The organism is Pantoea sp. SGAir0430, from assembly GCF_043549295.1.
The window spans coordinates 1,898,218-1,922,662 of sequence record NZ_CP039427.1 but is presented as its reverse complement, the minus strand read 5'-3'; the positions used below and the strand labels follow the sequence as shown (position 1 = coordinate 1,922,662).

Below are 24,445 nucleotides of genomic sequence, written 5' to 3'. Positions count from 1 at the left end.
GCTTGCAATTGCCAGGGGCTTCCCCGATAATGCCAGCGCTCTCAACATGAGAGCTCGTCAATGGGGGCCCTGTTGGTTCTCCCGCAACGCTAACTTGTGAACTCGGTCAGGTCCGGAAGGAAGCAGCCGCAGCAGGCGACGCGTGTGCCGGGATGTAGCTGGCAGGGCCTCCACCATTTCTGCCCATGCAAAATCCCTGCGCGCAATGCGGCACAGCACCGTATTGGCACTCCTTTGCCTGCCTGTCATCCGTGGAAATAAAGGTGAGTAACGAAGCGACCTGCGGGGAGAAAACTTAGCGGACGTACTTCCAGACAGATCCGGGCACTTTGTCATAGAGCTTGTTCATGGTCAGCTCGGCCAGACGGTGATCGGCTGCGGAGTAGAATACCGCTAACTCATCATCGGGTAATTCATACTTGTTCTTTTCAATCACCCGTTCAAGGGTGTCAATTGAGCGACAACGACGCAGTCGCATCAAATAGTCTGTTTTGGTTAAGGCTGGGTTGCTCATAAATAAACCGGTCTCACTCTGATGCTAAAAGGAATGGCTGGGTTGCTGGAGATAAGCGCACTCTTCGGCAAACAGATTAAATAAGCGTTTTGCTGAACGTTGCCACCGTTGAAGATCCTGGGTATTGATTCCATAGCTGCTAAACAGCATAAAGGTATCATCAAGATATTCATCGATTTGCGTAATCAGCGCTTCATCTTCAACATGCTTAATTTTGTAATTCATCGTGAAAGAGGCGATATGCTCAATCAAATCGTTGAGCTGTAAATTGCCTGGCGAAGTGGGATCATTAACCCAGCCGTGATGGCTGTCGGTTAGCGTCGCCATACTTTCGTCAAACAGGTTCTCACACAGAAATTTAAGCTGGGCAATATCATGCCGTTTCGGTGAGTATTCGTCCATCTTTTTCCCCTCCATAGCGAGCACAGTTACCGCGACGCGGCGAGATTTGGAAAAGCTACCAGGGAGCGATCACGAATAAAAAGAATTCAGCGACCTTTTAAATATAATCCACAATCATTAGTTTTGCTCACCCAATTACTAAATATTACAATTCGTCGCACGGTGACGGGCGGGTATTGTCTATCACCTCAAACACCAGTGCGCCGGGCGTTGTCTGGAACATAACTTCTTCACGTTGGGTAAAGGTTTCATTTAAATCAAGGCAGGGATTAAATAAATCCCACGTGAAATCGTAAAGCATTTTAAATCGTTTTTGGCCGATGGGCTGAATGGAAATAATGGTAAAACTGTCCGGAACTAATTGCGCGTTTTGAGAATACCACTGTAAATCGCCGGCAAGGTCCTGGGCTATTTTGAGAATATTCCCCTGGATAATCTGGCGTAACTTGCCGCAATCATCCTCATTCACATCAATATCACTATGAATAATAGACTGCATTCTGCATCCCGTAAAAAGCAAGGAGAGTTCTATCATTGGCTTTCAGCCCGGACATTGCAAGCCATTGGTAAACAGAAAGGGCGATTGCTGCGATGGGCGCTGGCTTGATGGCACAAATCGCCCATGCGTATCGCCGCTGATCAATTTTTGAAACACTTTCGTCCGCGCGTCGCGATGATGCCATCAGGTAGTATATTGTTATGTTATAACATTTTTGTTGCCTATCATGAATCACAGTGGATTACTTCTCTCGCTCGGCGGGCGCCTGCTGGTAGCGCTACTGCTGAGTGGCCTGCTGGCTCTAGCCATCGTCTGGGGCCTGCACCAATGATGCGTTTTCATCGTCTGCAGGGCGGCTATCAGGGCAGGGCGGTGACGCCGGTGGTGAATGGCGAACTGGCGGCCGGCAGTATGACGGCACTGGTCGGGGCCAACGGAACGGGCAAATCAACCTTGCTCAAAACTATCGCCGGACTGCTGCCGCCGGTGGCGGGACGCTGTGAACTGCAGCTGCCGCGAAAAGCGCTGGGCTGGTTGCCGCAGCGCAGCGAGCTGGACACCCGCTTCCCACTCACCGTCTATGAGCTGGTGGCAATGGGCTGCTGGCCGCGCTGCGGCTGGTTCGGTGGCATCACGCGTGCGCTGAGGCAGGAGATTGATGCCGCGCTGGAGGCGGTGCAGATGCGCGATTTCGCCACTGCGCAGCCCGCGATGCTCTCCGGCGGGCAGCTGCAGCGCGTGCTGTTTGCGCGCCTGATGCTCCAGCGCAGCCAGCTCTGGCTGCTGGACGAACCCTTCAACGGCATTGATACGCCGACGATAACCTTACTGATGTCGATTCTCGAACAGCAGCAGCGGGCGGGCACCACGCTGCTGGTGGTGCTGCACGACAAGCTGCTGGTGGCGCGCCATTTTCGTGACGTGCTGTCGCTGGATGAGCGTGACAGTGCGCAGCAACCGCGGCTGTGTCGGGTGGCGTCATGACGTTACTCCAGCCGTTTATTGAGTTTGGCTTTATGCGCCGGGCACTAGTGGCCTGCATGGCGCTGGCGATCAGTGCGACGCCGCTCGGCGTCTTTCTCTCGCTGCGCCGTATGAGCCTGGTGGGCGATGCGCTATCCCATGCGGTACTGCCGGGCGCTGCCATCGGCTATCTGGTGTCCGGCCTGTCGCTGGTGGCGATGGGCATTGGCGGCCTGATTGCCGGGCTGGCGGTGGCGCTGCTGTCCGGTGCGGTCAGCCGTTACACCCATTTGAAGGAGGATGCCAGCTTTTCCGGCTTCTATCTGGGTTCGCTGGCGCTCGGCGTCACGCTGGTATCACTGCGCGGGTCCAGTGTCGATCTGCTGCACGTGTTGTTCGGCTCGCTGCTGGCGGTGGATAACGGCGCGATTGTACTGGTTGGCAGCATCGCCGCGTTCACCCTGCTGATGCTGGCCGTGATCTTCAGGCCGCTGGTCATTGATGCCTTTGATCCTGATTTTCTGCGTGCGCAGGGGAAATGGAGCGCACCGCTGGTGCACGGCATTTTCCTCACGCTGGTGGTGCTGAATCTGGTGGCGGGTTTTCAGGTGCTCGGCACGCTGATGTCCGTTGGGCTGATGATGCTGCCCGCCACCAGCGCGCGCTTCTGGAGCCGTCACCTTACGCGCATGCTGGCGATTGCCATGCTGCTGGCGCTGATCGCCGCCTTTATCGGCCTGTTGCTCTCCTGGCACTATGCCCTGCCTGCCGGACCGGCGGTGGTACTGAGTGCGGCCGTACTGTTTTTGCTGTCTGTGTTGACAGGACCATGTGGCGGCCTGCTGCGCCGTCGATAATAAGATGACAAGGGGATAGGTATGAAGAAGTTACCGTTGAGTCTGGCGATTGGCGCGATGCTGATTAGCCCGCTAACGCTGGCAAAAACCGTTGATGCCGTAGCCAGTTTTACCGTGCTGGCAGACATCGTTAAACAGGTCGGTGGCGATCACGTTAGGGTGAAATCGCTGGTGGGGCCGGATGGCGATCCGCACACCTTTGAGCCCACGCCGCAGGATAGCCAGGCGCTGGCGCAGGCCGATGTGGTGTTCGTCAGCGGGCTGGGCATGGAAGGCTGGATGGACCGGCTGATTAGCGCGTCCGGCTATAAGGGCACGGTGGTGGTCGCCTCGAACGGCGTCAATACGCGCAAAATGGAGGAGGATGGCAAAACCATCACCGATCCACACGCGTGGAACAGCATGCACAACGGCGTGATCTACGCCACCAACGTGATGAACGCGCTGATCAAAGCCGATCCGGACGATGCCGCCGACATCCGTCACAGCGGTGAACGCTATATTCAGCAGTTGCAGAAGCTGGATAGCTGGGCCAAAAGTGAATTTGCCGGCGTGGCGCAAAGTAAACGCAAGGTACTCACCAGCCATGATGCCTTTGGCTATTTCGGCCAGCGCTACGGCGTGACATTCCTCGCGCCGGTGGGATTCTCAACCGAAGCTGAAGCCAGCGCCAGCGATGTCGCCGCTATCATCAAACAGCTCCGGGCCGAGCATATCACCACCTACTTTATGGAGAATCAGACCGATCCGCGTCTGGTGAAACAGATCGCCAGTGAAACCGGTGCGCAACCCGGTGGCGAGCTCTATCCGGAAGCGCTGTCAGCGGCCAGCGGGCCGGCGCCTACCTATGAGGCGGCGTTTAAGCACAACGTGGAAACTCTGCTGCACAGCATGAAGTAAAAAAAAGGCCGGGGAGCATCCCGGCCAATTATCACGACACTTTCCTAACGTTTTTTCTTTCTTCCCTGCACCGCCTTAAAGCGCGGGTTGGTTTTGCAAATCACATAAATACGACCTTTACGCCGCACGACTTTGCAATCTTTGTGACGGGTCTTGGCAGACCGCAATGAACTGACAACTTGCATGTGGCTAAACTCCGGTTATTTGCTGCGCGTCAGGAAGCTGCCAAAACGCTTGTTGAAGCGTGCGGCGCTGCCCTCTTTGGCAAACTCTTTCTGTTTACCGGTGTAGTAAACGTGCGACTTCGACGACACATCGAGCGTGACGTACGGCAGCTCTTCGCCCTCAAACTGGATGGTGCGATCGGTCTGAATCGTTGAGCCGACTTTGAAGTATTCGTCGACGGTGGTGTCGTGGAACACCACAGGACGGTAGTGCGGATGAATGTTTGGTTTCATGATGGTGCTCTCGTGTAATGTTATAATATAACAATATTATGAACCTCGCGCCGCAGGATTGCAACCACGCTTCTGGTGCGGGTTTGTCATGGAACGTGCGAGGCAGGGGAGTGCGCAATAAAAAAGGCCGCTTGCGCGGCCTTTTAGCAGAGAGAAACTATCAGTGAGGGTGATCGACCGGATGGCCCTGTTCCAGCTCAGACTTGTTTTTGCTGAAACGGCGGCGCACCACCACGAAGAACACCGGCACGAAGAAGATCGCCAGCGCGGTGGCCGTCACCATCCCGCCCATTACGCCGGTACCGACGGCGTTCTGTGCGCCGGAGCCGGCACCGCTGCTGATCGCCAGCGGCAGTACGCCGAGGATGAACGCCAGCGACGTCATCAGAATCGGACGCAGACGCATACGTGAGGCTTCCAGCGTCGACTCGACCAGCCCTTTGCCTTCCTTCTCCATCAAATCCTTGGCGAATTCGACGATCAGGATGGCGTTCTTCGCCGAGAGACCAATGGTGGTCAACAGACCCACCACAAAGTACACGTCGTTACTCAGACCGCGCAGCGTGGTGAAGAGCAGGGCGCCAATCACACCCAGCGGCACCACCAGCATGACCGCGAACGGAATCGACCAGCTCTCATACAGCGCGGCCAGACACAGGAACACCACAATCAGCGAAATGGCGTACAGTGCAGGCGCCTGGTTGCCGGACAGGCGTTCCTGATAGGACATGCCGGTCCAGTCGTAGCCGATACCCGCAGGCAGCTTCGAGGCGAGGCTCTCCATCAGGTTCATGGCATCACCCGAGCTCTTGCCCGGCGCCGCCTGACCCAGGATCTCCATTGATGGCAGACCGTTGTAACGCTCCAGACGCGGTGAACCATACTGCCACTTCGCCGAAGAGAAGGCAGAGAACGGCACCATGGTTCCGGCGCTATTGCGCACGTACCATTTGCTGATGTCATCCGGCAGCATGCGCGAGTCGGCCTGACCCATCACGTACACTTTCTTCACGCGACCACGGTCGATGAAGTCGTTGACGTAAGAACCGCCCCAGGCCGCACCCAGCGTGGTGTTGATGTCAGACAGCGACACACCAAGCGCCTGCGCTTTTTCCTGATCAATAATCAGTTTGTACTGCGGCGTATCTTCCAGCCCGTTTGGACGCACGCCCACCAGCGTATCCGGATGCTGGGCAATCATGCCAAACAGCTGGTTACGCGCGGCGGTCAGCTTCTCATGGCCGAGGTTACCCTGATCAATCAGCTGGAAGTCGAAACCGGTGGCGTTACCCAGTTCGATAATGGCCGGCAGGTTGAACGGGAACACCATGGCATCTTTAATCTGACCCAGCGCCTGCATTGCACGTCCGGCAATCGCCGGCACTTTCAGGCTGGCATCACCACGCTCATCCCATGGCTTCAGGCTGACGAAGGCGATACCGGTGTTCTGTCCACGACCGGCGAAGCCAAAGCCGTTAACGGTAAACACCGAATTCACGCTGTCTTTCTCTTTGGTCAGGAAGTAATCCGTAACCTGATCCAGCACTTTCTGCGTACGCTCCTGGGTCGCACCGGCAGGCAGCTGCGCCTGTGCCAGTAACAGCCCCTGATCCTCTTCCGGCAGGAACGAGGTAGGCAGTTTCAGGAACAGGTAAGCCATGCCGACCACAATCAGCAGATAAATCAGCAGATAGCGACCGGTGCTGCGCACAATGTGACCGACGCTGTCGACGTAATGGTTGGTGCTCTTATCAAACAGGCGGTTAAACCAGCCGAAGAAACCGGTGGTTTTGCCGTGTTCACCTTTTTTGATGGGCTTCAGCATGGTGGCACACAGCGCTGGCGTCAGAATCAACGCCACCAGCACCGACAGCGCCATCGCCGAAACGATGGTGATCGAGAACTGACGATAAATCACCCCGGTTGAGCCGCCGAAGAACGCCATCGGGATAAATACCGCTGACAGCACCAGCGCGATGCCAACCAGCGCGCCCTGAATCTGTTCCATCGAGCGTTTGGTGGCTTCTTTCGGCGGTAATCCCTCTTCCGCCATGACGCGCTCAACGTTTTCCACCACCACGATGGCGTCATCAACTAACAGGCCGATGGCGAGCACCATGCCGAACATCGTCAGGGTGTTTATCGAGTAGCCAAAGGCACTGATGATGGCAAAGGTGCCCAGCAGTACTACCGGCACGGCGATGGTAGGAATCAGCGTCGCGCGGAAGTTCTGCAGGAACAGATACATTACCAGGAACACCAGCACGATGGCTTCGAACAGCGTTTTCACCACTTCGAAAATGGAGATCTTAACGAATGGTGTGGTGTCGTACGGGTAAACGGTTTTCATGCCGGCCGGGAAGAACGGTTCCAGCTTGGCCAGTTCCGCTTTCACCGCGTCGGCGGTATCCAGCGCGTTGGCGCCGGTCGCCAGTTTGACACCGATACCGGAGGCTGGTTTGCCGTTATAGCGGGCAATGATCTCGTAGTTTTCACCGCCGAGTTCAATCTTCGCGACATCGCGCAGGCGCACCTGTGAGCCGTCCTGATTGACCTTCAGCATGATGTTGCCGAACTCTTCGGTCGAGGTCAGACGCGTCTGGGCAATGATCGAAGCGTTAAGCTGCTGACCCGGCACCGGTGGGGTACCGCCCAGCTGACCGGCGGCCACCTGGGTGTTCTGGGTTTGCAGCGCGCTGATCACATCCACCGGCGTCAGCTGGTAGTTGTTAAGCTTGTGCGGATCGAGCCAGATACGCATCGCATACTGCGCACCAAACACCTGAGTATCACCGACGCCAGGCGTACGGCTGATCGGATCTTTGATGTTCGACGCTACGTAGTCTGAGATGTCGTTCTGCGTCATGCTGCCATCTTCGCTGACGAAACCGGCGACCATCAGGAAGCTGCTGGAGGATTTTTTCACCTGAATCCCCTGCTGCTGTACTTCCTGCGGCAGCAGTGGCATTGCCAGCTGCAGTTTGTTCTGCACCTGCACCTGAGCAATGTCGGCGTCAGTGCCAGACTGGAAGGTCAGCGTCAGCGTCAGCGTACCAGAAGAGTCACTGCTCGAGGACATATACATCAGCCCGTCGATGCCGTTCATATTCTGTTCGATAACCTGCGTTACCGAATCCTGTAGCGTTTTCGCATCTGCACCCGGATAAGATGCCTGGATTTCAACTGCCGGCGGCGCAACGTTGGGATATTGCTCGATCGGCAGTTTGATAATCGATAGCGCACCCGCCAGCATAATAATGATGGCAAGCACCCAGGCAAAAATGGGGCGATCGATAAAGAACTTAGCCATGTATCAACGGCTCCTGTTTATGACGATGATTTAGCAGACTGAGATTCCGGTGCGGCTTTGGCATCATCTTTGACTTCCTGCGGCGTCACCTGAGCACCCGGTTTAGCACGCTGAATACCGACGGTAATCACGCGATCGCCCTCTTTCAGGCCATCGGTCACCAGCCATTTGTCGCCAAACGCCTGGTTCGCGGTAATCTTACGCACTTCGACTTTATTATCCGCGCCCACTACCATCGCAGTGGCTTCACCGGTTGGCGTGCGGGTTACGCCGGTCTGCGGTACCAGCAGCGCCGTCGGGTTAGTGCCCTCATCCAGACGTGCACGCACGAACATGCCCGGCAGCAAACGATGATCCGGATTCGGGAAAATCGCGCGCAGGGTAATCGAGCCAGTGGTTTCATCCACGGTAACATCAGAGAATTCCAGTGTGCCCGGCTGGCTGTATGCGCTACCGTTCTGCATCAGCAGGGTAACATTAGCTTTGCCGTCGTTCTGCTTCAGCTGACCCGACTCCAGCTCGCCGCGCAGGCGCAGGAAATCATCGCTGGATTGGGTCACATCGACGTACATCGGATCGAGTTGCTGCACGGTCGCCAGCGCGGTGGTCTGGCCGTTCGACACCAGCGCACCTTCCGTCACCGAGGATTTACCAATGCGGCCGCTGATTGGCGAGGTCACTTTGGTGTACGCCAGGTTAATGCGGGCGGTTTCCACATTGGCCTGCGCCGCCTGTACGGCTGCTGCGGTCTGCGCGGCGGTGGCCGCGGCGTTATCGTAGTCCTGCTGGCTGATATATTTGGTACCTAGCAGCGGCTTGTAACGATTCACCGTCAGCTGGGCAACGCGCGCGTTGGCCTGAGCCTGGGCTAAATCGCCTTTTGCGCTGTCGTACGCGGCCTGATAGGTGGCGGGATCGATCTGGTACAGCGAATCGCCGGCTTTAACATCACTGCCTTCAACAAAATTACGCTTGAGAATGATACCTGACACCTGCGGACGCACTTCAGCCACGCGGAACGCCGAAGTACGGCCTGGCAGTTCGGTGGTGATTTTCAGGGGCTCGTTTTTTAACGTGACAACACCCACTTCCGGGGGCTGCTGCTGGGCGGCTTGCTGGGATTTATTATCATCACATCCTGTTAACAAAAAGCTGCCTGTAAGCATCACGGCGGCCGCCAGAGGCGCTAATCCTCTGTTTTTATTCATAAATAAACCTCTAGTGTCCGATATCAAATGATCAATGGATCACAAACCGTTAAACCCATTGCTGCGTTAAAACACGGGTCGTGCTATGGTACATACATTCACAAATGTATGTAAACTTGCCAGTTTGTAAAAACAGTCCTCTATGGCACGAAAAACCAAAGCGCAAGCACTTGAAACGCGACATCAAATTCTGGATGCCGCTTTAGCTCACTTTTCTGAACACGGTGTGGCCGCCACCTCACTGGCGGATATCGCCGCGGCCGCTGGCGTCACGCGCGGCGCTATCTACTGGCATTTTAAAAATAAAGCCGATCTGTTACAGGAGATCTGGCTGCGCTGCGACGCCGGGCTCGACGATGTGGAACTTGAGTATCAGACAAAATACCCTGGCGATCCACTTTCTGTAATGCGTTCGATGCTGATCTATATCCTTGAAGCCACAGCAAAGGATCCACAAAGACGCGCATTAATGGAGATTATCTTCCATAAATGTGAGTTCGTTGGCGAAATGTCGACGTTAATGGCGATGCAGCAGGGGCTGCTGCAGGCGTGTTATGACCGCATCGAAGAGGTGCTGCGCAGCTGTATCGAGGCCGGGCAGCTCCCGGCCAGCCTCAACACCCGCCAGGCGGCGCTGCTGATGCGCGGCTACATCAGCGGCATGATGGAAAGCTGGTTATTCAATCCGCAAAGTTTTGATCTGGTGAGTGAAGCGCCGCAGGTGGTCGAGGCCTTTATAGATATGCTGCGCCTGAGCCCGACGCTCGCCGGCACGCGCTAAGCGGTGCGTTCGGCCGCCAGCTTCTGCTCGTAATCGCGCTGGACAATCGCCAGCGCAGCCAGCACCGTGGCCGTGGGCACCTGGTTTTCCTCCAGCAGCTGAATTAAATCGACCGCCAGCTTGATGTCGTCCGGCGCGGTATCCAGCGTCATAGTGTCTCCTAAATACGTAGTTTAGCGGCGACCAACAGCATCAGCAGGGCACCGGCCAGCGCCACGGCAAAGCCCGTCGGATGCAGCGTACCGAGGTCGCCCGTGGTGAAATACGTGGCGATGTAGCCGCCAATCAGCGCGCCGATCACCGCCAGCACCAGCGTCGGCACCAGTCCGCCGGGACGGCCGGGAAACACCCTCCGCTTCAGCCAGCCGGCAGCCAGGCCAATAATAATCCAGATGATAAGGGTCATGCTTCTCCTCCCGTCAGCGCTGTTTCCAGTATAGAGGAAAGCGAACGGCTTACGGCTGCGCCGCGATCTCCAGTTTATGCAGCGCGGCGCGGCAGCGCGCCAGCCGCTCCTGCAGAATCTCCACCTCGCGCATCAGCTGCTGCTGCACGCTCAGCGTTTCAGCGCGCGCCAGGTGCTGTTCGCGCTGCTGCAGCATGGCCAGCAATCGCGTTTCGTAGCCGCGGTACTCATCACGCTTCGGCTGCAGCGGATCGCGACGCGGCCGTTCACGCACCACGCGCAGTTGCTGGCTACTGCACTCGCGCTGCAGCGCGGCAATCTGGTCCAGCACCTTCTGCGCCAGCCACTGGCGGCGCGACGCATCACTGTCGGACGCCGCGAGCTGCGCCGCATTGTGCTGCAGCTCTTGCAGATAGTCAGCCAGCCGCGTGCCTTTGCAGCGAAACAGCTGCGCGTCAAAGCGCGGCTGACGGCAGCTACCGTCCGGCTGCTGCGCAATCTGCTGGCGCAGCGTGTCAATCATTGCGTGCAGACGCTGTTGGGCGGGCAGTTGAGGCATCACTTCGATTCCGTCTGTGTTAACGTAGCGCTGTTGTGACATTTTTCAGGCATCTGGCATGCAGCGCATTTTACTGTTAAGCCTTGGCTGGCTGGCGATTGTGCTGGGCACGCTGGGCATTGTATTACCTTTACTACCGACCACGCCATTCGTGTTGCTGGCCGCCTGGTGTTTTGCCCGCTCGTCGCCGCGCTTTCACCACTGGCTGCTGTGGCGCTCGCCGTTTGGCCGCTATCTGCGCCACTGGCAGCAGCATCGCGCCATGCCGCCCGGTGCCAAAAGCCGCGCCATGTTGCTGATTGTCATCACCTTTGCGGTTTCAATCTGGCTGGTGAAGCTGCTGTGGCTGCGCATTCTGCTCGGTGTGATGCTGGCGCTATTGTTGCTCATGCTGTGGCGCATCCCGGTTGTAGCAGAAAGTGCGAACCCGCACGAACCGTAGCATCAGGGTTGCATTTAGCCGGCTGTTTGCTTAGATTTGGGCATCTTCGTGCGTGGCTTCCCTTTGAGAAACGACTTCGCTTAACCCGGTTTCCGGGTATTGGCGCTGTGGAAGCTGCGCGTTTTAGATATTTTTCCAGGCGTAACCTTTATGACCGCAACTGCGCAGCAGCTTGAACTGATCAAAAACAGCATCAAAAGCATTCCTGACTATCCGAAGCCGGGCATCCTGTTCCGTGACGTCACCAGTCTGATGGAAGATCCGCAGGCGTATGCCGCAGCGATCGCCATTCTGGTGGAGCGTTATCGTAATAAAGGCATCACCAAAGTGGTGGGCACCGAAGCGCGTGGCTTCCTGTTCGGGGCGCCGGTTGCGCTGGGTCTGGGCGTGGGATTTGTGCCGGTGCGCAAACCGGGTAAACTGCCGCGTGAAACTTTCAGCGAAAGCTATGAACTGGAGTACGGTTCAGACGCGCTGGAACTGCACAAAGACGCCATCAAACCCGGCGATGTGGTGCTGGTGGTGGACGATCTGCTGGCTACCGGCGGCACCCTTGAAGCCACGGTGAAACTGATTCGTCGTGCGGGCGGTGAAGTTAAAGACGCCGCGTTCGTGATCAACCTGTTTGATTTAAGCGGCGAAGCGCGCCTGAACGCGCTGGGTATCGACTGCTACAGCCTGGTCAATTTCCCCGGCCACTAAGGCCATCGCGCCGCCAGCCTTGATGCCCGGCGGCGCCTCTCTTCGCACTCCCTGGCAGGCGTATTCCGCCCTGAAGCGCAGCGCGCAACGTATCACGGGTATAGGCATATCCGGCTGTGGCTGTTACACTCCTGTCAAAATAAACAGGGTTTGCGTCACCGCATTTTTCCCCTAAGTCCCACGGCAGAATCGGCGCAACTGAGCGTGCTGCTGTGCCAGGTTAAACAACTCCAGTGATTGAATCCACATGAGCTATCAGGTACTTGCGCGAAAATGGCGTCCCCAGGCTTTCGCCGACGTAGTCGGTCAGGAACATGTGCTGACGGCGCTGGCCAACGGGTTGTCACTGGGACGCATCCATCATGCCTATCTGTTTTCCGGCACGCGCGGCGTGGGGAAAACCTCGATTGCGCGTCTGCTGGCCAAAGGCCTCAACTGCGAAACCGGTATTACGGCCACGCCCTGTGGACAGTGCGATAACTGTCGCGAGATTGAACAGGGGCGCTTTGTCGATCTGATTGAAATCGATGCTGCCTCGCGCACCAAAGTGGAAGACACGCGCGACCTGCTGGATAACGTCCAGTATGCACCCGCACGCGGGCGCTTTAAGGTCTATCTGATCGATGAAGTGCACATGCTGTCGCGCCACAGCTTTAATGCGCTGCTGAAAACGCTGGAAGAGCCGCCGTCACACGTGAAATTCCTGCTGGCGACCACCGATCCGCAGAAGCTGCCGGTAACCATTCTGTCGCGCTGCCTGCAGTTCCACCTGAAAGCCCTCGATGTCGAACAGATTCAGCAGCAGCTGGCGCACGTGCTGCAGCAGGAGCAGATTGACGCCGAGCCGCGCGCGCTGCATCTGCTGGCGCGCGCCGCCGACGGCAGTATGCGCGATGCGCTCAGCCTCACCGATCAGGCGATTGCCATGGGGCAGGGCAGCGTCACGCGCGACAGCGTGGCGCAAATGCTGGGCACGCTGGATGATGAACAGCCGCTGGCGCTGATTGAAGCGCTGGTGGAAGGCAACGGCGAACAGGTGATGGCGCTGCTGAATCAGGCCGCATCGCGCGGCGTGGAGTGGGAGGCGCTGCTGGTGGAGATGCTGCGTCTGCTGCACCGTATCGCGATGGTCCAGCTGCTGCCCAGCTCGCTTGGCGAAGATGATGCCAGCCAGGCGCAGCGCCTGCGCGAACTGGCGCGCGTGCTGCCGCCTGCTGACGTTCAGCTCTATTATCAGACGCTGCTGATGGGGCGCAAAGATTTGCCGTTGGCGCCGGATCGCCGGCTCGGCGTGGAAATGACGCTGTTGCGTGCACTGGCGTTTCATCCGCAGGCCACCATCGCTGAACCGGTGGCGCGCCCGTCGCTGACGCCGCAGGCCGCACCGGCCGTTGCCGCGCCAGCGCCTCAGACCAAAGCCGCACCCGCTGTGGCCGCGCAGCCGCAGATGGCACCGCCGATGGATGAGTCGCCGCCGCCGGCCGATGATTATCCCGATATGGCACCGGCCCCGGATAACTTGCCCGACGCCACCAGTCAGCTGTTACAGGCGCGGACGCAACTGCTGCGTCAGGGAGCCGGCAAAGCAAAAAAGAGTGAGCCGGCAGCGCGTTCCGCGCGGCCGGCAAACCCGGCGCTGGAACGTCTGGCAAGCGTCACCGAGCGCGTGCAACAGCGCGCGTCTGAACCGGCGGTAAAAGCGCCGGCGAAACCGGAAGCGTATCGCTGGAAAGCCCAGCAGCAGGAGGAGATCAAGCCGGAGCCGGTGGCGACGCCAAAAGCCTTGCGTTCTGCGCTGGAGCATGAGAAAACGCCAGAGCTGGCGCTCAAACTAGCGGAAGAGGCGCTGCAGCGCGACGCCTGGGCGGCGGAGATCGCCACGCTGACGCTGCCGAAGCTGGTCCAGCAGGTCGCGCTGAACGCGTGGAAAGAGGTGAATGAGCAGGGCGTGACGCTGCATTTGCGCAGCAGCCAGCGTCATCTCAACTCTGCCCCGGCGCGCCAGGCGATTCAGGAGGCGCTGAGCCAGGCGGCCGGCCAGACGGTTGAACTGACCATCGTGGAAGACGATAATCCGGCGGTATTGACGCCGCTGGAGTGGCGTCAGGCCATTTATGAAGAGAAGCTGGCGCAGGCGCGTCAGTCGATCGAAAGCGATACCCACATTCAGACGCTGCGTCGCTTCTTTGATGCGGACCTGGATGAAGAGAGTATCCGACCCGTATGATCACGCTGTCGCGCAGCGTTGCGCGCAGCCCCAGCAGAGAGAGAAAACTATGTTTGGTAAAGGCGGATTGGGCAACCTGATGAAACAGGCCCAGCAGATGCAGGATAAAATGGCCAAAGTTCAGGAAGAGATCGCCGCACTGGAAGTCACCGGCGAATCAGGGGCTGGCCTGGTCAAAGTGACCATCAACGGTGCGCACAACTGCCGCCGCGTGGAAGTCGATCCCAGCCTGCTGGAAGATGACAAAGAGATGCTGGAAGATCTGATCGCTGCGGCGTTCAACGATGCGGCGCGCCGTATTGATGAAACGCAGAAAGAGAAGATGGCGTCCGTCTCTGCCGGTATGCAGCTGCCGCCTGGCTTCAAGATGCCGTTCTGATGCAAACCAGTCCACTGCTTGAAGCTTTGATGGAGTCGCTGCGCTGTTTGCCGGGCGTTGGCCCGAAATCGGCGCAGCGCATGGCGTTTCATCTGTTGCAGCGCGATCGCAGCGGTGGCATGCGTCTGGCGCAGGCGCTGACCCGCGCCATGGCAGAGATCGGCCACTGTTCCGACTGCCGCACCTTCACCGAGCAGGAGATCTGCACCATCTGCGCCAATCCCCGCCGTCAGCAAAACGGCCAGATTTGCGTGGTGGAGAGCCCGGCGGATATCCACGCCATCGAGCAGACCGGCCAGTTTGGCGGTCGCTACTTTGTGCTGATGGGCCATCTGTCGCCGCTGGACGGCATCGGCCCGCAGGATATTGGCCTGGATCGGCTGGAGCAGCGCCTTGAACGTGAGACGCTGCAGGAGGTGATCCTCGCCACCAACCCAACGGTGGAAGGCGAAGCCACGGCTAACTATATCGCCGAGCTGTGCGGCCAGTATGGCGTTGAGGCCAGCCGCATTGCGCACGGGGTTCCGGTCGGCGGTGAACTGGAAATGGTCGACGGCACAACGCTGTCGCACTCGCTTGCCGGACGGCACAAGATTAAATTCTGACCACTTGCCGGTATCCTGCTGCGATACCGGCTTGAAATTCTTCCCACCATCCCCATTTCACTCTCAACAATTGATCAACCCCGATTCTGTTGAGGTAGCAATGACCATGAAAGGACAAGAGACGCGTGGCTTCCAGTCAGAGGTAAAACAACTTCTGCACCTGATGATCCATTCCCTCTATTCAAACAAAGAGATTTTCCTGCGTGAACTGATCTCCAACGCCTCCGATGCGGCTGACAAGCTGCGCTTCCGCGCACTGTCGACGCCGGATCTGTATGAAGGCGATGGCGACCTGCGCGTGCGTATCTCGGTCGACAAGGAAAAACGCACGCTGACGCTGAGCGATAACGGCATCGGTATGCGCCGTGATGAGGTGATTGAAAACCTCGGCACCATCGCGAAATCCGGTACCAAAGCGTTTCTGGAATCGATGGGTTCCGATCAGGCAAAAGACAGCCAGCTGATCGGCCAGTTCGGTGTCGGTTTCTACTCGGCGTTTATCGTCGCTGACAAAGTGACGGTACGCACCCGTGCCGCGGGCGCCAAAGCCGACGAAGGCGTGTTCTGGGAATCCGCCGGCGAAGGCGAGTATACGCTGGCGGAGATTGAGAAAGCCGATCGCGGCACCGAAATTACGCTGCACTTCCGTGAAGGTGAAGATGACTTCCTCGACGCGTGGCGCGTGCGCAACGTGATCAGCAAATATTCCGATCACATCGCGCTGCCGGTGGAGATCGAGACCAAAGACGAAGAGAACGATACCGTCACCTGGGAGAAGATCAACAAAGCCCAGGCGCTGTGGACGCGCAACAAAGGCGAAATCAGCGACGAAGAGTACAACGAGTTCTACAAACACATCGCTCATGATTTCAGCGATCCGGCCATCTGGAGCCACAACCGCGTCGAAGGTAAGCAGGAGTACACCAGTCTGCTGTACATCCCGTCGCGTGCGCCGTTCGACATGTGGAACCGCGACAGCAAGCACGGTCTGAAACTGTACGTGCAGCGCGTCTTTATCATGGATGACGCGGAACAGTTCATGCCGAACTACCTGCGCTTTGTGCGTGGCCTGATTGATTCCAGCGATCTGCCGCTCAACGTCTCCCGTGAGATCCTGCAGGACAGCCGCGTCACGCAGAGCCTGCGCGCTGCGCTGACCAAACGCAGCCTGCAGATGCTGGAAAAACTGGCTAAAGACGACGCAGAGAAATATCAGCAGTTCTGGAAAGAGTTCGGTCTGGTGCTGAAAGAGGGCCCGGCGGAAGATCATGCCAACCAGGAGGCGATTGCTAAACTGCTGCGTTTCGCCACCACCCAGAGCGAAGGCGCGGCGCAGACCGTTTCGCTGGAAGATTACGTTAGCCGCATGGTTGAAGGGCAGGAGAAGATTTACTACATCACTGCCGACAGCTATGCCGCCGCGAAAAGCAGCCCGCATCTGGAGCTGTTCCGTAAGAAAGGCATCGAGGTCCTGCTGCTGTCCGATCGTATCGACGAGTGGATGATGAGCTACCTGACCGAGTTTGATGGCAAAGCCTTCCAGTCGGTGAGCAAAGCCGATGAGTCGCTGAGCAAGCTGGCGGACGAAGAGACGGAAGAGCAGAAAGAAGCGGAAAAAGCGCTGGAGCCGTTCGTCGATCGTGTGAAAACCCTGCTGGGCGAGCGCGTCAAAGAGGTGCGTCTGACTCATCGCCTCACCGACACGCCGGCGATTGTCACTACCGACGCCAACGAAATGACCACGCAGATGGCGAAGCTGTTCGCTGCGGCCGGTCAGGACGTGCCGGAAGTGAAGTATATCTTTGAGATCAACCCGGATCATACGCTGGTGAAACGCGTGGCTGACACGCAGGACGAAGCACGCTTTGCGGAATGGGTCGAGCTGCTGCTGGATCAGGCGCTGCTGGCCGAGCGCGGCACGCTGGACGATCCTAACCAGTTCATCCGCCGCATGAATCAGCTGCTGACGGCGTAACGCGGTGCGGTAATCGAAACGGTCGGCATGAATGCCGACCCTACAGGTTACCTGGCACCGATTCGACAACTGTCCACTCTCTGTAGGGTCGTCATTAATGACGACCTTAAAAAATCACATATTCGTAGGGTCGTCATTAATGACGACCTTTTTTATCTATACTGCCTTTACTTACTTCAGCGCTTCATCCCGCAGCCAATCCCGGAACAACGTAATCTCCGCATCGTGCTGGCGTGACCGCTTGGTCATCATCCAGGTGGCACGGTCGGCGCGCACAAACCCCAGCGGCGCAATCAGCGTGCCGTCGTTCAGCTCCTGACGCACCAGCAGGCGCGGCGCCACAATCACGCCCAGCCCGTTTCTCGCGGCCTGAATCGCCAGCGTCAGATTATCGAAATGTTTGCCCAGCCAAAAATTACCGCGCACGCCGCTGATTTTCGCCCATTCGGCCCAGGCCTGCAGGCGGGTATCGGCGTGCAAAAGCGGCAGCGACGCCAGATCCTGCTCGCTGTGAAAACGCGCCGCGTACTGTGGGGCGCACAGCGGGCCAACGTAATCATCGCTGATGAGCGAGGCATCAATGTCGTCGTCCGGCGCCTGTTCATAACTGAGGATCAGCACATCGGTGTGTTCGCTGCGCAGCTGAGCAATATCGCCCTGCGGCTGAAATTGCACTTCAATATCGGGATAGCGCTGGTAAAAGCTGCTGATGCGCGGAATCAGCCACTGGGATAAAAAACTCGGGGTACAGGCGACGCTCAGATGATTGCGCATCCCGGTGCGAATACTTACGCAGGTGGTAGAGAGTTCGCTAAAGGCTTTCTGGCAGCTCACCAGCAGACGTTCGCCGTGAGAGGTTAAGCGCACGCGCCCGTTAGTGCGGATGAACAGGGGTTTGCCCATCCAGCTCTCCAGCTGGCGAATCTGATGGCTGATGGCGCTGTGGGTGACATGGAGACATTCGGCCGCGACGCTAAAGCTGCAATGCAGCGCCGCCTGATGAAAATAGTGCAGTGCACGTAACGACGGAAGCGCGGTCATACTCATCCCCTGTGTAAAAACCTAACAGGGATTGTCAGTTTATATCATTTTAATGTCCAGCCGCATTAACCTAACCTTTCCTGCTTAATCTGGCGGGTTGACGGACCGGCTGCGCTGTGTACAGCAGCGGCGATGTCCGCTGCCAGCGCCAGCTTCACACAGCAGAATAACCAAGAGAAATGTCACGTGATGACTTCACAACAGGCTACTGCCAGGGCGGCGGCGCGCGATCGGCTGCGCGGCTTGCTGTCCCGTCACTATCGGCTGGAAAATTACGATCTGTTTTTTGCCCCTTCACTGCACATCGCGCGCGTGCTGCTCTCGCAACTGTTTCTGCGCCAGGAGCAGGCGCGCAATCAGACGCGCTACGCCGCGCAATATCCGGTCAGCGAACTCAGCGTGCTGCCGGCCCTGCCGATGATGGCGGGCAATATCGCGCTGGTCGATCACGTCGATATGCAGCAGGGCCGGGTGCGCAATCTGAGTGCCTGCCAGAGCCAGGGCGTGACGCACGCGTCCGGCTCCTTCGCCAGCGTGTTGCATAAACGACTCATCAGCGAGGCGCGACTGTTTGTCACCCAACTGAATCAGCATGCGATGCTGAGCGACGATCTGGTGCTGATTGCGCTGCGTACCCATGATTTTAGTACGCTGGTGCGCAGCGAACTGCGGCTGTTCGAACAGGGACTGGCGCTGGGTGACGCGCCGGAACGCGCGCTGGAGTGCATGGCGCAGGACGACTGGCAGCCCTTCAACGTTGCCAGTGTCGACAGCCTGACGCTGGATACGCCCTTCACGCTGCAGTCGATTCACCAGCCCGGCCTGCCGTTTGCGCTGCTGCCCTTGCCGCCCGGCAGTGCGCTGCCCGCGTTGCCCGCGGATATGCAACTGCTGCCCGCGCCGCATCGCCTGTTTTTGCCGGTCAGCGTACGCGGCAACGGCAATAAGCCGCAGAACGTCACCGCTGCGCTAAAAAAACGGCTGCGCGAGGTGCTCAGAGACAGCCGAAATTCTTAAAAACGCGCCTGCTACTGGCGCACCGCGCTAAAGCAGGTCAAAGTAGGCCTTTCAGCGCCCGGGGGCCCGTTGCCTTGTGGTGTGCGGGTCATAATGGTATGTTCTTGGCCTTCTCAGATTGATCAATGCGATTCGCAAGGGGAATTACGCAATGCGTATTATTCTGCTCGGGGCACCGGGCGCAGGTAAGGGCACTCAGGCTCAATTCATCATGGAGAAATACGGTATTCCGCAGATCTCCACGGGCGACATGTTGCGTGCGGCTGTTAAAGCCGGCACCGAATTGGGCCAGCAGGCGAAAGCCATCATGGATGCCGGTAAACTGGTAACGGACGAGCTGGTGATTGCGCTGGTTAAAGAGCGTATCGCGCAGGAAGACTGCAAAAACGGCTTCCTGCTCGATGGTTTCCCACGCACCATTCCGCAGGCTGACGCCATGAAAGAGGCGGGCATCAAGGTGGATTACGTGCTCGAGTTCGCCGTACCGGACGAACTGATTGTCGATCGCATTGTCGGCCGCCGCGTGCATGCGCCGTCAGGCCGCGTTTACCACATCAAATACAATCCGCCAAAAGTGGAAGGTAAAGATGACGTGACCGGCGAAGAGCTGACCACGCGTAAAGACGACCAGGAAGAGACCGTGCGTAAGCGTCTGGTGGAATACCATCAGCTGACCGCGCCGCTGATTGCTTACTACAGCAAAGAAGCCGAAGCCGGTAACACCGAATACCACAAAATCGACGGCACCCGCCAGGTGACCGAAGTGAGTGCACAGCTGGCCGATATCCTCGGCTAAGTGGTGACCAGGGCCGGTTGTCCGGCCCTTTTGCAGCAATTGCTTTCCCCCTCCGCTTTTTCCGCTACAATTTCCCCCGATTCAGAACCATTGTCTGCGACATCAAGGAAATACAATGAGGCAAGATAAGCCAGGGGTTTTACTGGTTAACTTAGGTACACCAGACGCACCGACCACCGCGGCGGTGAAACGCTATCTGAAACAGTTCCTCGGCGATCCGCGCGTGGTGGATACGCCGCGCTGGCTGTGGTGGCCGATTCTCAATTTCATCATTCTGCCGTTCCGCTCGCCGCGCGTCTCGAAGCTGTACGCATCGGTGTGGATGGATGAAGGTTCCCCGCTGATGGTGTTCAGCAAGCGGCAGCGTGCCGCGCTGGCGCAGCGGCTGGATATGCCGGTAGAGCTGGGCATGAGTTACGGCCAGCCGAGCCTCAACGGTGCGGTGGAGCGTCTGCTGGCGCAGGGCGTGACCAAATTCATCGTGCTGCCGCTCTATCCGCAGTTCTCCTGCTCCACGGTGGCGGCAGTGTGGGATGGCCTGGCGGCCAGCTTTAAACCGCTGCGTTCCCTGCCGGAAGTGGCGTTTATCCGCGATTACGCCGAACATCCGGCCTATATCGCCGCGCTGAAGGCCTCGGTGGAGCGCTCGTTTGCCCAACACGGCGAGCCGGATCTGCTGGTGCTCTCTTACCACGGCATTCCGCAGCGCTTCGCCAATGAAGGCGACGACTACCCGCTGCGCTGCAAAGACACCACCGACGCCCTGGCCGCCGCGCTCGGCATTGCGCCGCATAAAATCATGATGACCTTCCAGTCGCGCTTTGGCCGCGAGCCATGGCTGATGCCGTACACGGATGAGACCATGAAAAGCCTGCCGGCCAAAGGGATCAAACATGTGCAGGTGATGAGTCCGGGCTTTGCGGCGGACTGCCTCGAGACGCTGGAGGAGATCAGCGGCGAAAACTGCGAAATCTTCCTGCACGCTGGCGGCGAGAAATTTGAATACATTCCGGCGCTTAATGCTGATGATGAGCACATCGAGATGATGGTGCAGCTGGTACAAGCGCGCCGCTAAGGGTGCGGCAGAGAATGTGATATCATTCTCTGCCTGATTTTCCCTGACGGCAGCTTTCATGAAATTTCCCGGCAAACGCAAATCCAAACACTATTTCCCCGTCAACGCGCGCGATCCGCTGCTGCAGGCTTCCCAGCAGGAGCAGGAAGAGGGCAGCTGGGTGGTGGGTATCGACCAGACGCTGGTGGATATCGAAGCCAAAGTCGATGACGACTTTCTGCAGCGCTATGGTCTGAGCGCCGGTCATTCGCTGGTGATCGACGATGCGACCGCCGAAGCGCTGTACAACGAGCTGATGCGCGAGCAGCTGATCAGCCACCAGTTTGCCGGCGGTACCATCGGTAATACGCTGCACAACTATTCAGTGCTGGCCGATGACCGTTCGGTGCTGCTCGGCGTGATGTGTAACAACATCCAGATTGGCGGTTACGCCTATCGCTACCTGTGCAACACCTCCAGCCGCATGGACCTTAACTTCCTGCAGGGCGTCGATGGCGCCATTGGCCGCTGCTTTACTCTGATCGGCGAGCAGGGCGAGCGCACTTTTGCTATCAGCCCTGGCCTGATGAACCAGCTGCAGGCTGCCAGTATTCCGGAAGAGGTGATTGCCGGTGCGTCGGCGCTGGTGCTGACATCCTACCTGGTGCGCTGTCAGCCGGGCGAACCGATGCCGGAAGCGACGCTGCGGGCCATTGAGTTCGCCAAAAAGCACAATGTACCGGTGGTGCTGACGCTGGGTACCAAATATGTGATTCAGGATAACCCGCAGTTCTGGCGCGATTTCCTGCGCGAACACGTCTCGATTGTGGCGATGAATGAAGAGGAAGCGTTCGCGCTGACCGGCGAAGCGGATCCGCTGCTGGCCTCTAACATGGCGCTCGACTGGGTCGATCTGGTGCTGTGCACCGCCGGACCGACCGGGCTGTATATGGCCGGGTTCACCGAAGAGGCGTTTAAGCGCAAAACCAATCATCCGCTGTTGCCGGGGGCGATTGCCGAGTTCAACCAGTATGAGTTCAGCCGCGCCATGCGCCATCAGGATTGCCAGCAGCCGCTGCGGATCTTCTCGCACATTGCGCCTTACATGGGCGGTCCGGAGAAGATCATGAACACCAACGGTGCCGGTGATGGCGCGCTGGCGGCGCTGCTGCACGATATTACCGCCAACAATTTCCACCGTCAGAAAGTGCCAAACTCCAGCAAACACGCCCGCGAATACCTGACCTACTCGTCGCTGGCGCAGGTGTGCAAATATGCCAACCGCGTCAGTTATCAGGTGCTGAACCAGCACTCACCGCGTCTGACGCGCGGGCTGCCGGAGCGGGAAGACAGTTTAGAAGAGTCTTACTGGGACAGGTAATAACGAACCCGTAGCGGCGCAATTTATTGCGCATTCTTCAGCCGTGATATGGCTTTAGTATGCGCAATAAATTGCGCCGCTACGGTGTAATAATGTCTTTAAATCGGGCACTCGCGCACAATCGGGTTTTGCGCGATCTCTTCCTGCAATACATGCAACATACTGTTGGCAATCTCCCGCTCGCCCATCACCACGCGATTGGCGCCACGCTCCATGATATAGGCCACTTCGTCGTCGTAATGCGCCCGGGCGATAATCTCAATATCTGCCCGCTTTTCGCGCGCGGCGGTAACAATTTCCCCGGCTTCATAGCCGTTGGGGATGGTCAGGAGCAGCCAGCGCGCGCAGTCAAGACGCGCTAAATCCATGGTATCGACTCGCGCCGCGTTGCCCAGCACGGCTTTGATGCCCTGTTCGCGCAGCGCTTCGACGCGCGGGCGCGAATTCTCCACCACCACCAGCGGCACATCAGCTTCCATCAGCTGCTGTCCCAGCAGGCTGCCGACGCGGCCATAACCCACAATCACCGCATGATTGCAGATATCCACCGGAATCTGCTTCTCTTCTTCAATTGCCTCTTCCAGCGTCTGCTCTTCCATGGTCTCGGTTTTGTCGAGATAACGCTCCAGCACGGTAAACAGAATCGGGTTAAGCATGATGGAGAGAATCGCCGCCGCCAGCACCAGGTTGCGGCCTTCGTCGCTCAGCATGCCGAGCGAAATCCCCAGTCCGGCGAGGATAAAAGCGAATTCGCCAATCTGCGCCAGGCTGACGGAGATGGTCAGCGCGGTGCGCCGCGAGTGGCCGAGCAGCGTGACCAGCAGCCAGGCGGCAATCGATTTACCCAGCACGATAATGGCCAGCGCACCCAGCACCGCCAGCGGCTGCTCCAGCAGGATCATCGGATCGAACAGCATGCCGACCGAGACAAAAAACAGCACGGCAAACGCATCGCGCAGCGGCAGCGTGTCGTGTGCCGCCCGGTGGCTGAGCTCTGATTCATTCAGCACCATGCCGGCAAAAAAGGCGCCGAGGGCAAAGGAAACATCAAAGAATTCCACCGCGCCAAACGCGATACCCAGCGCCAGCGCCAGTACCGACAGCGTAAACAGCTCGCGTGAACCGGTGGCGGCGCTTTTGGCCAGAATCCACGGCACCACGCGGCGGCCGACCACCATCATCAGCACCATAAAGGCAGCGACTTTGCCGATGGTCAGTAACAGGTCCCACGCCAGCAGCGTCGGGCTGGCATTTCCCTGCTCCAGCATGCCGGCGATGGCCGGCAGCAGCACCAGCGTCAGCACCATCACCAGGTCTTCGACGATCAGCCAGCCGATGGCGATTTGCCCGCGCTGGCTATCAATCAGTTGACGCTCTTCCAGCGCGCGCAGCAGCACCACGGTACTGGCGGTAGAGAGACACAGGCCAAACACCAGGCCGGTCATCCATGACCAGCCCATCGCCCATGACAGACCCATTCCCAGCAGCGTGGCGACCGCGATCTGCGCGATGGCACCGGGAATGGCAATCGACTTTACCGACATCAAATCCTTAAGCGAGAAGTGCAGACCGACGCCGAACATCAGCAGAATGACGCCGAGTTCAGCCAGTTCGGGGGCCAGATTGGTATCCGCGACGAAGCCCGGGGTAAAAGGACCCGCCAGCACGCCGGCCAGCAGATAGCCGACCAGCGGCGAGATGCGCAGGCGATTCGCCAGCATACCAAGGAGAAATGCGAGGACCAGACCTCCGACAATGGTGGTGATCAACGGGGTAGTGTGATGCATGCCTGTCTCCTTGTGTGCAAATGTATCCGCTTGTAACAACCTAGTGTAATGCACAATCGTTCGCCGCGTTTAAACATTTGAGCGGTGAAAGACGAAAAAATTGAAAAAATGAGACAAAAACGCAGCCGAAGCGCTATTTTCCTCAGTTATCTCAGCATATCGGCAGGATTTATGCAGAATGG

At 58.0% G+C, this 24,445-nt stretch carries 26 protein-coding genes, 1 other RNA gene and 1 other annotated feature; of the genes, 15 read left to right on the top strand and 12 right to left on the bottom strand.

Translation table 11 applies throughout. The annotated features are described in order from the left end of the window. The first annotated feature begins 70 nt into the window (after positions 1-70). An RNA gene (gene ffs, locus E7738_RS09340) (signal recognition particle sRNA small type) lies at positions 71-167 on the top strand. Between the two features lie 128 nt (positions 168-295). On the opposite strand, the gene E7738_RS09335 is transcribed toward ffs, so the two are convergent. From E7738_RS09335 to E7738_RS09325, 3 genes are all read right to left on the bottom strand, one after another. Beyond that, a complete protein-coding gene (locus tag E7738_RS09335) occupies positions 296-514 on the bottom strand; it encodes an HHA domain-containing protein (RefSeq protein ID WP_021507203.1) in 219 nt (72 codons plus the stop codon). A gap of 24 nt (positions 515-538) precedes the next feature. Next, entirely contained in the window at positions 539-916 is a 378-nt protein-coding gene (gene tomB / locus E7738_RS09330; RefSeq protein ID WP_021313568.1) for an Hha toxicity modulator TomB, read from the bottom strand. 145 nt (positions 917-1,061) lie between these two features. Then, a complete protein-coding gene (locus E7738_RS09325; protein WP_275025951.1) occupies positions 1,062-1,415 on the bottom strand; it encodes a hypothetical protein in 354 nt (117 codons plus the stop codon). Between the two features lie 327 nt (positions 1,416-1,742). Between E7738_RS09325 and E7738_RS09320 the strand changes: the two genes are divergently transcribed. From E7738_RS09320 to E7738_RS09310, 3 genes are read left to right on the top strand one after another with little or no spacing between them, the layout of a single operon-like run. After that, positions 1,743-2,399: a metal ABC transporter ATP-binding protein gene (locus tag E7738_RS09320; RefSeq protein WP_021507205.1), complete on the top strand. Its 657-nt coding sequence runs from the start codon at positions 1,743-1,745 to the stop codon at positions 2,397-2,399. Next, positions 2,396-3,235, top strand: a complete 840-nt coding sequence (locus tag E7738_RS09315) for a metal ABC transporter permease (RefSeq protein ID WP_021507206.1) — start codon at positions 2,396-2,398, stop codon at positions 3,233-3,235. The genes E7738_RS09320 and E7738_RS09315 overlap by 4 nt, the downstream gene beginning before the upstream one ends. 21 nt (positions 3,236-3,256) lie before the next feature. Continuing rightward, positions 3,257-4,135, top strand: a complete 879-nt coding sequence (locus E7738_RS09310) for a metal ABC transporter substrate-binding protein (RefSeq protein WP_394516305.1) — start codon at positions 3,257-3,259, stop codon at positions 4,133-4,135. A gap of 44 nt (positions 4,136-4,179) precedes the next feature. On the opposite strand, the gene ykgO is transcribed toward E7738_RS09310, so the two are convergent. From ykgO to E7738_RS09290, 4 genes are all read right to left on the bottom strand, one after another. Further along, on the bottom strand, positions 4,180-4,320 hold the full coding sequence (gene ykgO / locus E7738_RS09305) for a type B 50S ribosomal protein L36 (RefSeq protein WP_010616859.1): 141 nt from the start codon (positions 4,318-4,320) through the stop codon (positions 4,180-4,182). A gap of 15 nt (positions 4,321-4,335) precedes the next feature. Then, complete coding sequence (locus E7738_RS09300; RefSeq protein ID WP_021507208.1) at positions 4,336-4,593, bottom strand: type B 50S ribosomal protein L31; 258 nt, start codon at positions 4,591-4,593, stop codon at positions 4,336-4,338. Between the two features lie 160 nt (positions 4,594-4,753). Then, positions 4,754-7,903: a multidrug efflux RND transporter permease subunit AcrB gene (locus tag E7738_RS09295; protein ID WP_021507209.1), complete on the bottom strand. Its 3,150-nt coding sequence runs from the start codon at positions 7,901-7,903 to the stop codon at positions 4,754-4,756. A 17-nt stretch (positions 7,904-7,920) separates the two neighbouring features. Beyond that, positions 7,921-9,111: an efflux RND transporter periplasmic adaptor subunit gene (locus E7738_RS09290; protein ID WP_058757947.1), complete on the bottom strand. Its 1,191-nt coding sequence runs from the start codon at positions 9,109-9,111 to the stop codon at positions 7,921-7,923. Positions 9,112-9,253: 142 nt separating this feature from the next. Between E7738_RS09290 and acrR the strand changes: the two genes are divergently transcribed. Beyond that, positions 9,254-9,892: a multidrug efflux transporter transcriptional repressor AcrR gene (gene acrR / locus E7738_RS09285; RefSeq protein ID WP_031279658.1), complete on the top strand. Its 639-nt coding sequence runs from the start codon at positions 9,254-9,256 to the stop codon at positions 9,890-9,892. Here the strand turns inward: acrR and rsmS are convergent. From rsmS to priC, 3 genes are read right to left on the bottom strand one after another with little or no spacing between them, the layout of a single operon-like run. Continuing rightward, entirely contained in the window at positions 9,889-10,044 is a 156-nt protein-coding gene (gene rsmS / locus E7738_RS09280) for a pleiotropic regulatory protein RsmS (RefSeq protein WP_021507212.1), read from the bottom strand. The two genes, acrR and rsmS, sit on opposite strands and share 4 nt — an antisense overlap. 8 nt (positions 10,045-10,052) lie before the next feature. Then, positions 10,053-10,298: a GlsB/YeaQ/YmgE family stress response membrane protein gene (locus E7738_RS09275; RefSeq protein ID WP_010616865.1), complete on the bottom strand. Its 246-nt coding sequence runs from the start codon at positions 10,296-10,298 to the stop codon at positions 10,053-10,055. 49 nt (positions 10,299-10,347) lie between these two features. Continuing rightward, a complete protein-coding gene (gene priC, locus E7738_RS09270) occupies positions 10,348-10,857 on the bottom strand; it encodes a primosomal replication protein PriC (RefSeq protein WP_021507214.1) in 510 nt (169 codons plus the stop codon). Positions 10,858-10,915: 58 nt separating this feature from the next. Here priC and E7738_RS09265 point away from each other — a divergent pair, with 58 nt between their 5' ends. The 6 genes from E7738_RS09265 (at position 10,916) to htpG (ending at position 17,187) form a co-directional block, all read left to right on the top strand. Next, positions 10,916-11,299: a DUF454 family protein gene (locus tag E7738_RS09265; RefSeq protein ID WP_058775241.1), complete on the top strand. Its 384-nt coding sequence runs from the start codon at positions 10,916-10,918 to the stop codon at positions 11,297-11,299. A 150-nt stretch (positions 11,300-11,449) separates the two neighbouring features. After that, a complete protein-coding gene (gene apt / locus E7738_RS09260; protein WP_031279659.1) occupies positions 11,450-12,001 on the top strand; it encodes an adenine phosphoribosyltransferase in 552 nt (183 codons plus the stop codon). A gap of 247 nt (positions 12,002-12,248) precedes the next feature. Further along, positions 12,249-14,228, top strand: coding sequence for a DNA polymerase III subunit gamma/tau (gene dnaX, locus E7738_RS09255; RefSeq protein ID WP_058757942.1), 1,980 nt, complete (start codon positions 12,249-12,251; stop codon positions 14,226-14,228). Then, positions 13,570-13,631 (top strand) — a sequence feature (DnaX frameshifting element). It overlaps the preceding gene by 62 nt. A 49-nt stretch (positions 14,229-14,277) precedes the next feature. Continuing rightward, positions 14,278-14,607 carry a YbaB/EbfC family nucleoid-associated protein gene (locus E7738_RS09250; RefSeq protein ID WP_010616869.1) on the top strand — a complete coding sequence of 110 codons (330 nt, stop codon included), beginning with the start codon at positions 14,278-14,280 and terminating at the stop codon, positions 14,605-14,607. After that, the gene (gene recR / locus E7738_RS09245) at positions 14,607-15,212 is read left to right on the top strand and encodes a recombination mediator RecR (RefSeq protein ID WP_394516304.1); all 606 of its coding nucleotides are present in this window, start codon (positions 14,607-14,609) and stop codon (positions 15,210-15,212) included. The genes E7738_RS09250 and recR overlap by 1 nt, the downstream gene beginning before the upstream one ends. 106 nt (positions 15,213-15,318) lie before the next feature. Next, positions 15,319-17,187, top strand: coding sequence for a molecular chaperone HtpG (gene htpG / locus E7738_RS09240; RefSeq protein ID WP_262256352.1), 1,869 nt, complete (start codon positions 15,319-15,321; stop codon positions 17,185-17,187). Between the two features lie 171 nt (positions 17,188-17,358). Here the strand turns inward: htpG and E7738_RS09235 are convergent, their stop codons facing one another. Beyond that, positions 17,359-18,228 (bottom strand): LysR substrate-binding domain-containing protein, encoded by an 870-nt coding sequence (locus E7738_RS09235; RefSeq protein WP_021507220.1) that lies wholly within the window; start codon positions 18,226-18,228, stop codon positions 17,359-17,361. Between the two features lie 189 nt (positions 18,229-18,417). Between E7738_RS09235 and E7738_RS09230 the strand changes: the two genes are divergently transcribed. The 4 genes from E7738_RS09230 to E7738_RS09215 all read left to right on the top strand — a co-directional run bounded on the left by E7738_RS09230 (position 18,418) and on the right by E7738_RS09215 (position 22,476). Beyond that, on the top strand, positions 18,418-19,245 hold the full coding sequence (locus tag E7738_RS09230; RefSeq protein WP_031279661.1) for a DUF6024 family protein: 828 nt from the start codon (positions 18,418-18,420) through the stop codon (positions 19,243-19,245). 151 nt (positions 19,246-19,396) lie between these two features. Further along, positions 19,397-20,041, top strand: coding sequence for an adenylate kinase (gene adk / locus E7738_RS09225; protein ID WP_021507222.1), 645 nt, complete (start codon positions 19,397-19,399; stop codon positions 20,039-20,041). Between the two features lie 115 nt (positions 20,042-20,156). Further along, complete coding sequence (gene hemH / locus E7738_RS09220) at positions 20,157-21,116, top strand: ferrochelatase (protein WP_021507223.1); 960 nt, start codon at positions 20,157-20,159, stop codon at positions 21,114-21,116. Positions 21,117-21,174: 58 nt separating this feature from the next. After that, complete coding sequence (locus E7738_RS09215) at positions 21,175-22,476, top strand: inosine/guanosine kinase (protein WP_211725697.1); 1,302 nt, start codon at positions 21,175-21,177, stop codon at positions 22,474-22,476. A 98-nt stretch (positions 22,477-22,574) separates the two neighbouring features. Here the strand turns inward: E7738_RS09215 and ybaL are convergent, their stop codons facing one another. Beyond that, complete coding sequence (ybaL, locus tag E7738_RS09210) at positions 22,575-24,263, bottom strand: YbaL family putative K(+) efflux transporter (RefSeq protein ID WP_021508650.1); 1,689 nt, start codon at positions 24,261-24,263, stop codon at positions 22,575-22,577. Positions 24,264-24,445: the final 182 nt, after the last annotated feature.

What these genes read in the sequence shown, in the direction of transcription:
- E7738_RS09295 (WP_021507209.1), bottom strand. Translation starts at nt 7,903, where the DNA reads ATGGCTAAGTTCTTTATCGATCGCCCCATTTTTGCCTGGGTGCTTGCC.
- E7738_RS09325 (WP_275025951.1), bottom strand. Translation starts at nt 1,415, where the DNA reads ATGCAGTCTATTATTCATAGTGATATTGATGTGAATGAGGATGATTGC.
- rsmS (WP_021507212.1), bottom strand. Translation starts at nt 10,044, where the DNA reads ATGACGCTGGATACCGCGCCGGACGACATCAAGCTGGCGGTCGATTTA.
- E7738_RS09300 (WP_021507208.1), bottom strand. Translation starts at nt 4,593, where the DNA reads ATGAAACCAAACATTCATCCGCACTACCGTCCTGTGGTGTTCCACGAC.
- E7738_RS09230 (WP_031279661.1), top strand. Translation starts at nt 18,418, where the DNA reads ATGACTTCACAACAGGCTACTGCCAGGGCGGCGGCGCGCGATCGGCTG.
- hemH (WP_021507223.1), top strand. Translation starts at nt 20,157, where the DNA reads ATGAGGCAAGATAAGCCAGGGGTTTTACTGGTTAACTTAGGTACACCA.
- tomB (WP_021313568.1), bottom strand. Translation starts at nt 916, where the DNA reads ATGGACGAATACTCACCGAAACGGCATGATATTGCCCAGCTTAAATTT.
- adk (WP_021507222.1), top strand. Translation starts at nt 19,397, where the DNA reads ATGCGTATTATTCTGCTCGGGGCACCGGGCGCAGGTAAGGGCACTCAG.
- recR (WP_394516304.1), top strand. Translation starts at nt 14,607, where the DNA reads ATGCAAACCAGTCCACTGCTTGAAGCTTTGATGGAGTCGCTGCGCTGT.
- E7738_RS09290 (WP_058757947.1), bottom strand. Translation starts at nt 9,111, where the DNA reads ATGAATAAAAACAGAGGATTAGCGCCTCTGGCGGCCGCCGTGATGCTT.
- E7738_RS09215 (WP_211725697.1), top strand. Translation starts at nt 21,175, where the DNA reads ATGAAATTTCCCGGCAAACGCAAATCCAAACACTATTTCCCCGTCAAC.
- priC (WP_021507214.1), bottom strand. Translation starts at nt 10,857, where the DNA reads ATGCCTCAACTGCCCGCCCAACAGCGTCTGCACGCAATGATTGACACG.
- ykgO (WP_010616859.1), bottom strand. Translation starts at nt 4,320, where the DNA reads ATGCAAGTTGTCAGTTCATTGCGGTCTGCCAAGACCCGTCACAAAGAT.
- E7738_RS09250 (WP_010616869.1), top strand. Translation starts at nt 14,278, where the DNA reads ATGTTTGGTAAAGGCGGATTGGGCAACCTGATGAAACAGGCCCAGCAG.
- E7738_RS09335 (WP_021507203.1), bottom strand. Translation starts at nt 514, where the DNA reads ATGAGCAACCCAGCCTTAACCAAAACAGACTATTTGATGCGACTGCGT.
- E7738_RS09265 (WP_058775241.1), top strand. Translation starts at nt 10,916, where the DNA reads ATGCAGCGCATTTTACTGTTAAGCCTTGGCTGGCTGGCGATTGTGCTG.
- acrR (WP_031279658.1), top strand. Translation starts at nt 9,254, where the DNA reads ATGGCACGAAAAACCAAAGCGCAAGCACTTGAAACGCGACATCAAATT.
- apt (WP_031279659.1), top strand. Translation starts at nt 11,450, where the DNA reads ATGACCGCAACTGCGCAGCAGCTTGAACTGATCAAAAACAGCATCAAA.
- E7738_RS09320 (WP_021507205.1), top strand. Translation starts at nt 1,743, where the DNA reads ATGATGCGTTTTCATCGTCTGCAGGGCGGCTATCAGGGCAGGGCGGTG.
- E7738_RS09315 (WP_021507206.1), top strand. Translation starts at nt 2,396, where the DNA reads ATGACGTTACTCCAGCCGTTTATTGAGTTTGGCTTTATGCGCCGGGCA.
- ybaL (WP_021508650.1), bottom strand. Translation starts at nt 24,263, where the DNA reads ATGCATCACACTACCCCGTTGATCACCACCATTGTCGGAGGTCTGGTC.
- htpG (WP_262256352.1), top strand. Translation starts at nt 15,319, where the DNA reads ATGAAAGGACAAGAGACGCGTGGCTTCCAGTCAGAGGTAAAACAACTT.
- dnaX (WP_058757942.1), top strand. Translation starts at nt 12,249, where the DNA reads ATGAGCTATCAGGTACTTGCGCGAAAATGGCGTCCCCAGGCTTTCGCC.
- E7738_RS09275 (WP_010616865.1), bottom strand. Translation starts at nt 10,298, where the DNA reads ATGACCCTTATCATCTGGATTATTATTGGCCTGGCTGCCGGCTGGCTG.
- E7738_RS09310 (WP_394516305.1), top strand. Translation starts at nt 3,257, where the DNA reads ATGAAGAAGTTACCGTTGAGTCTGGCGATTGGCGCGATGCTGATTAGC.
- E7738_RS09235 (WP_021507220.1), bottom strand. Translation starts at nt 18,228, where the DNA reads ATGACCGCGCTTCCGTCGTTACGTGCACTGCACTATTTTCATCAGGCG.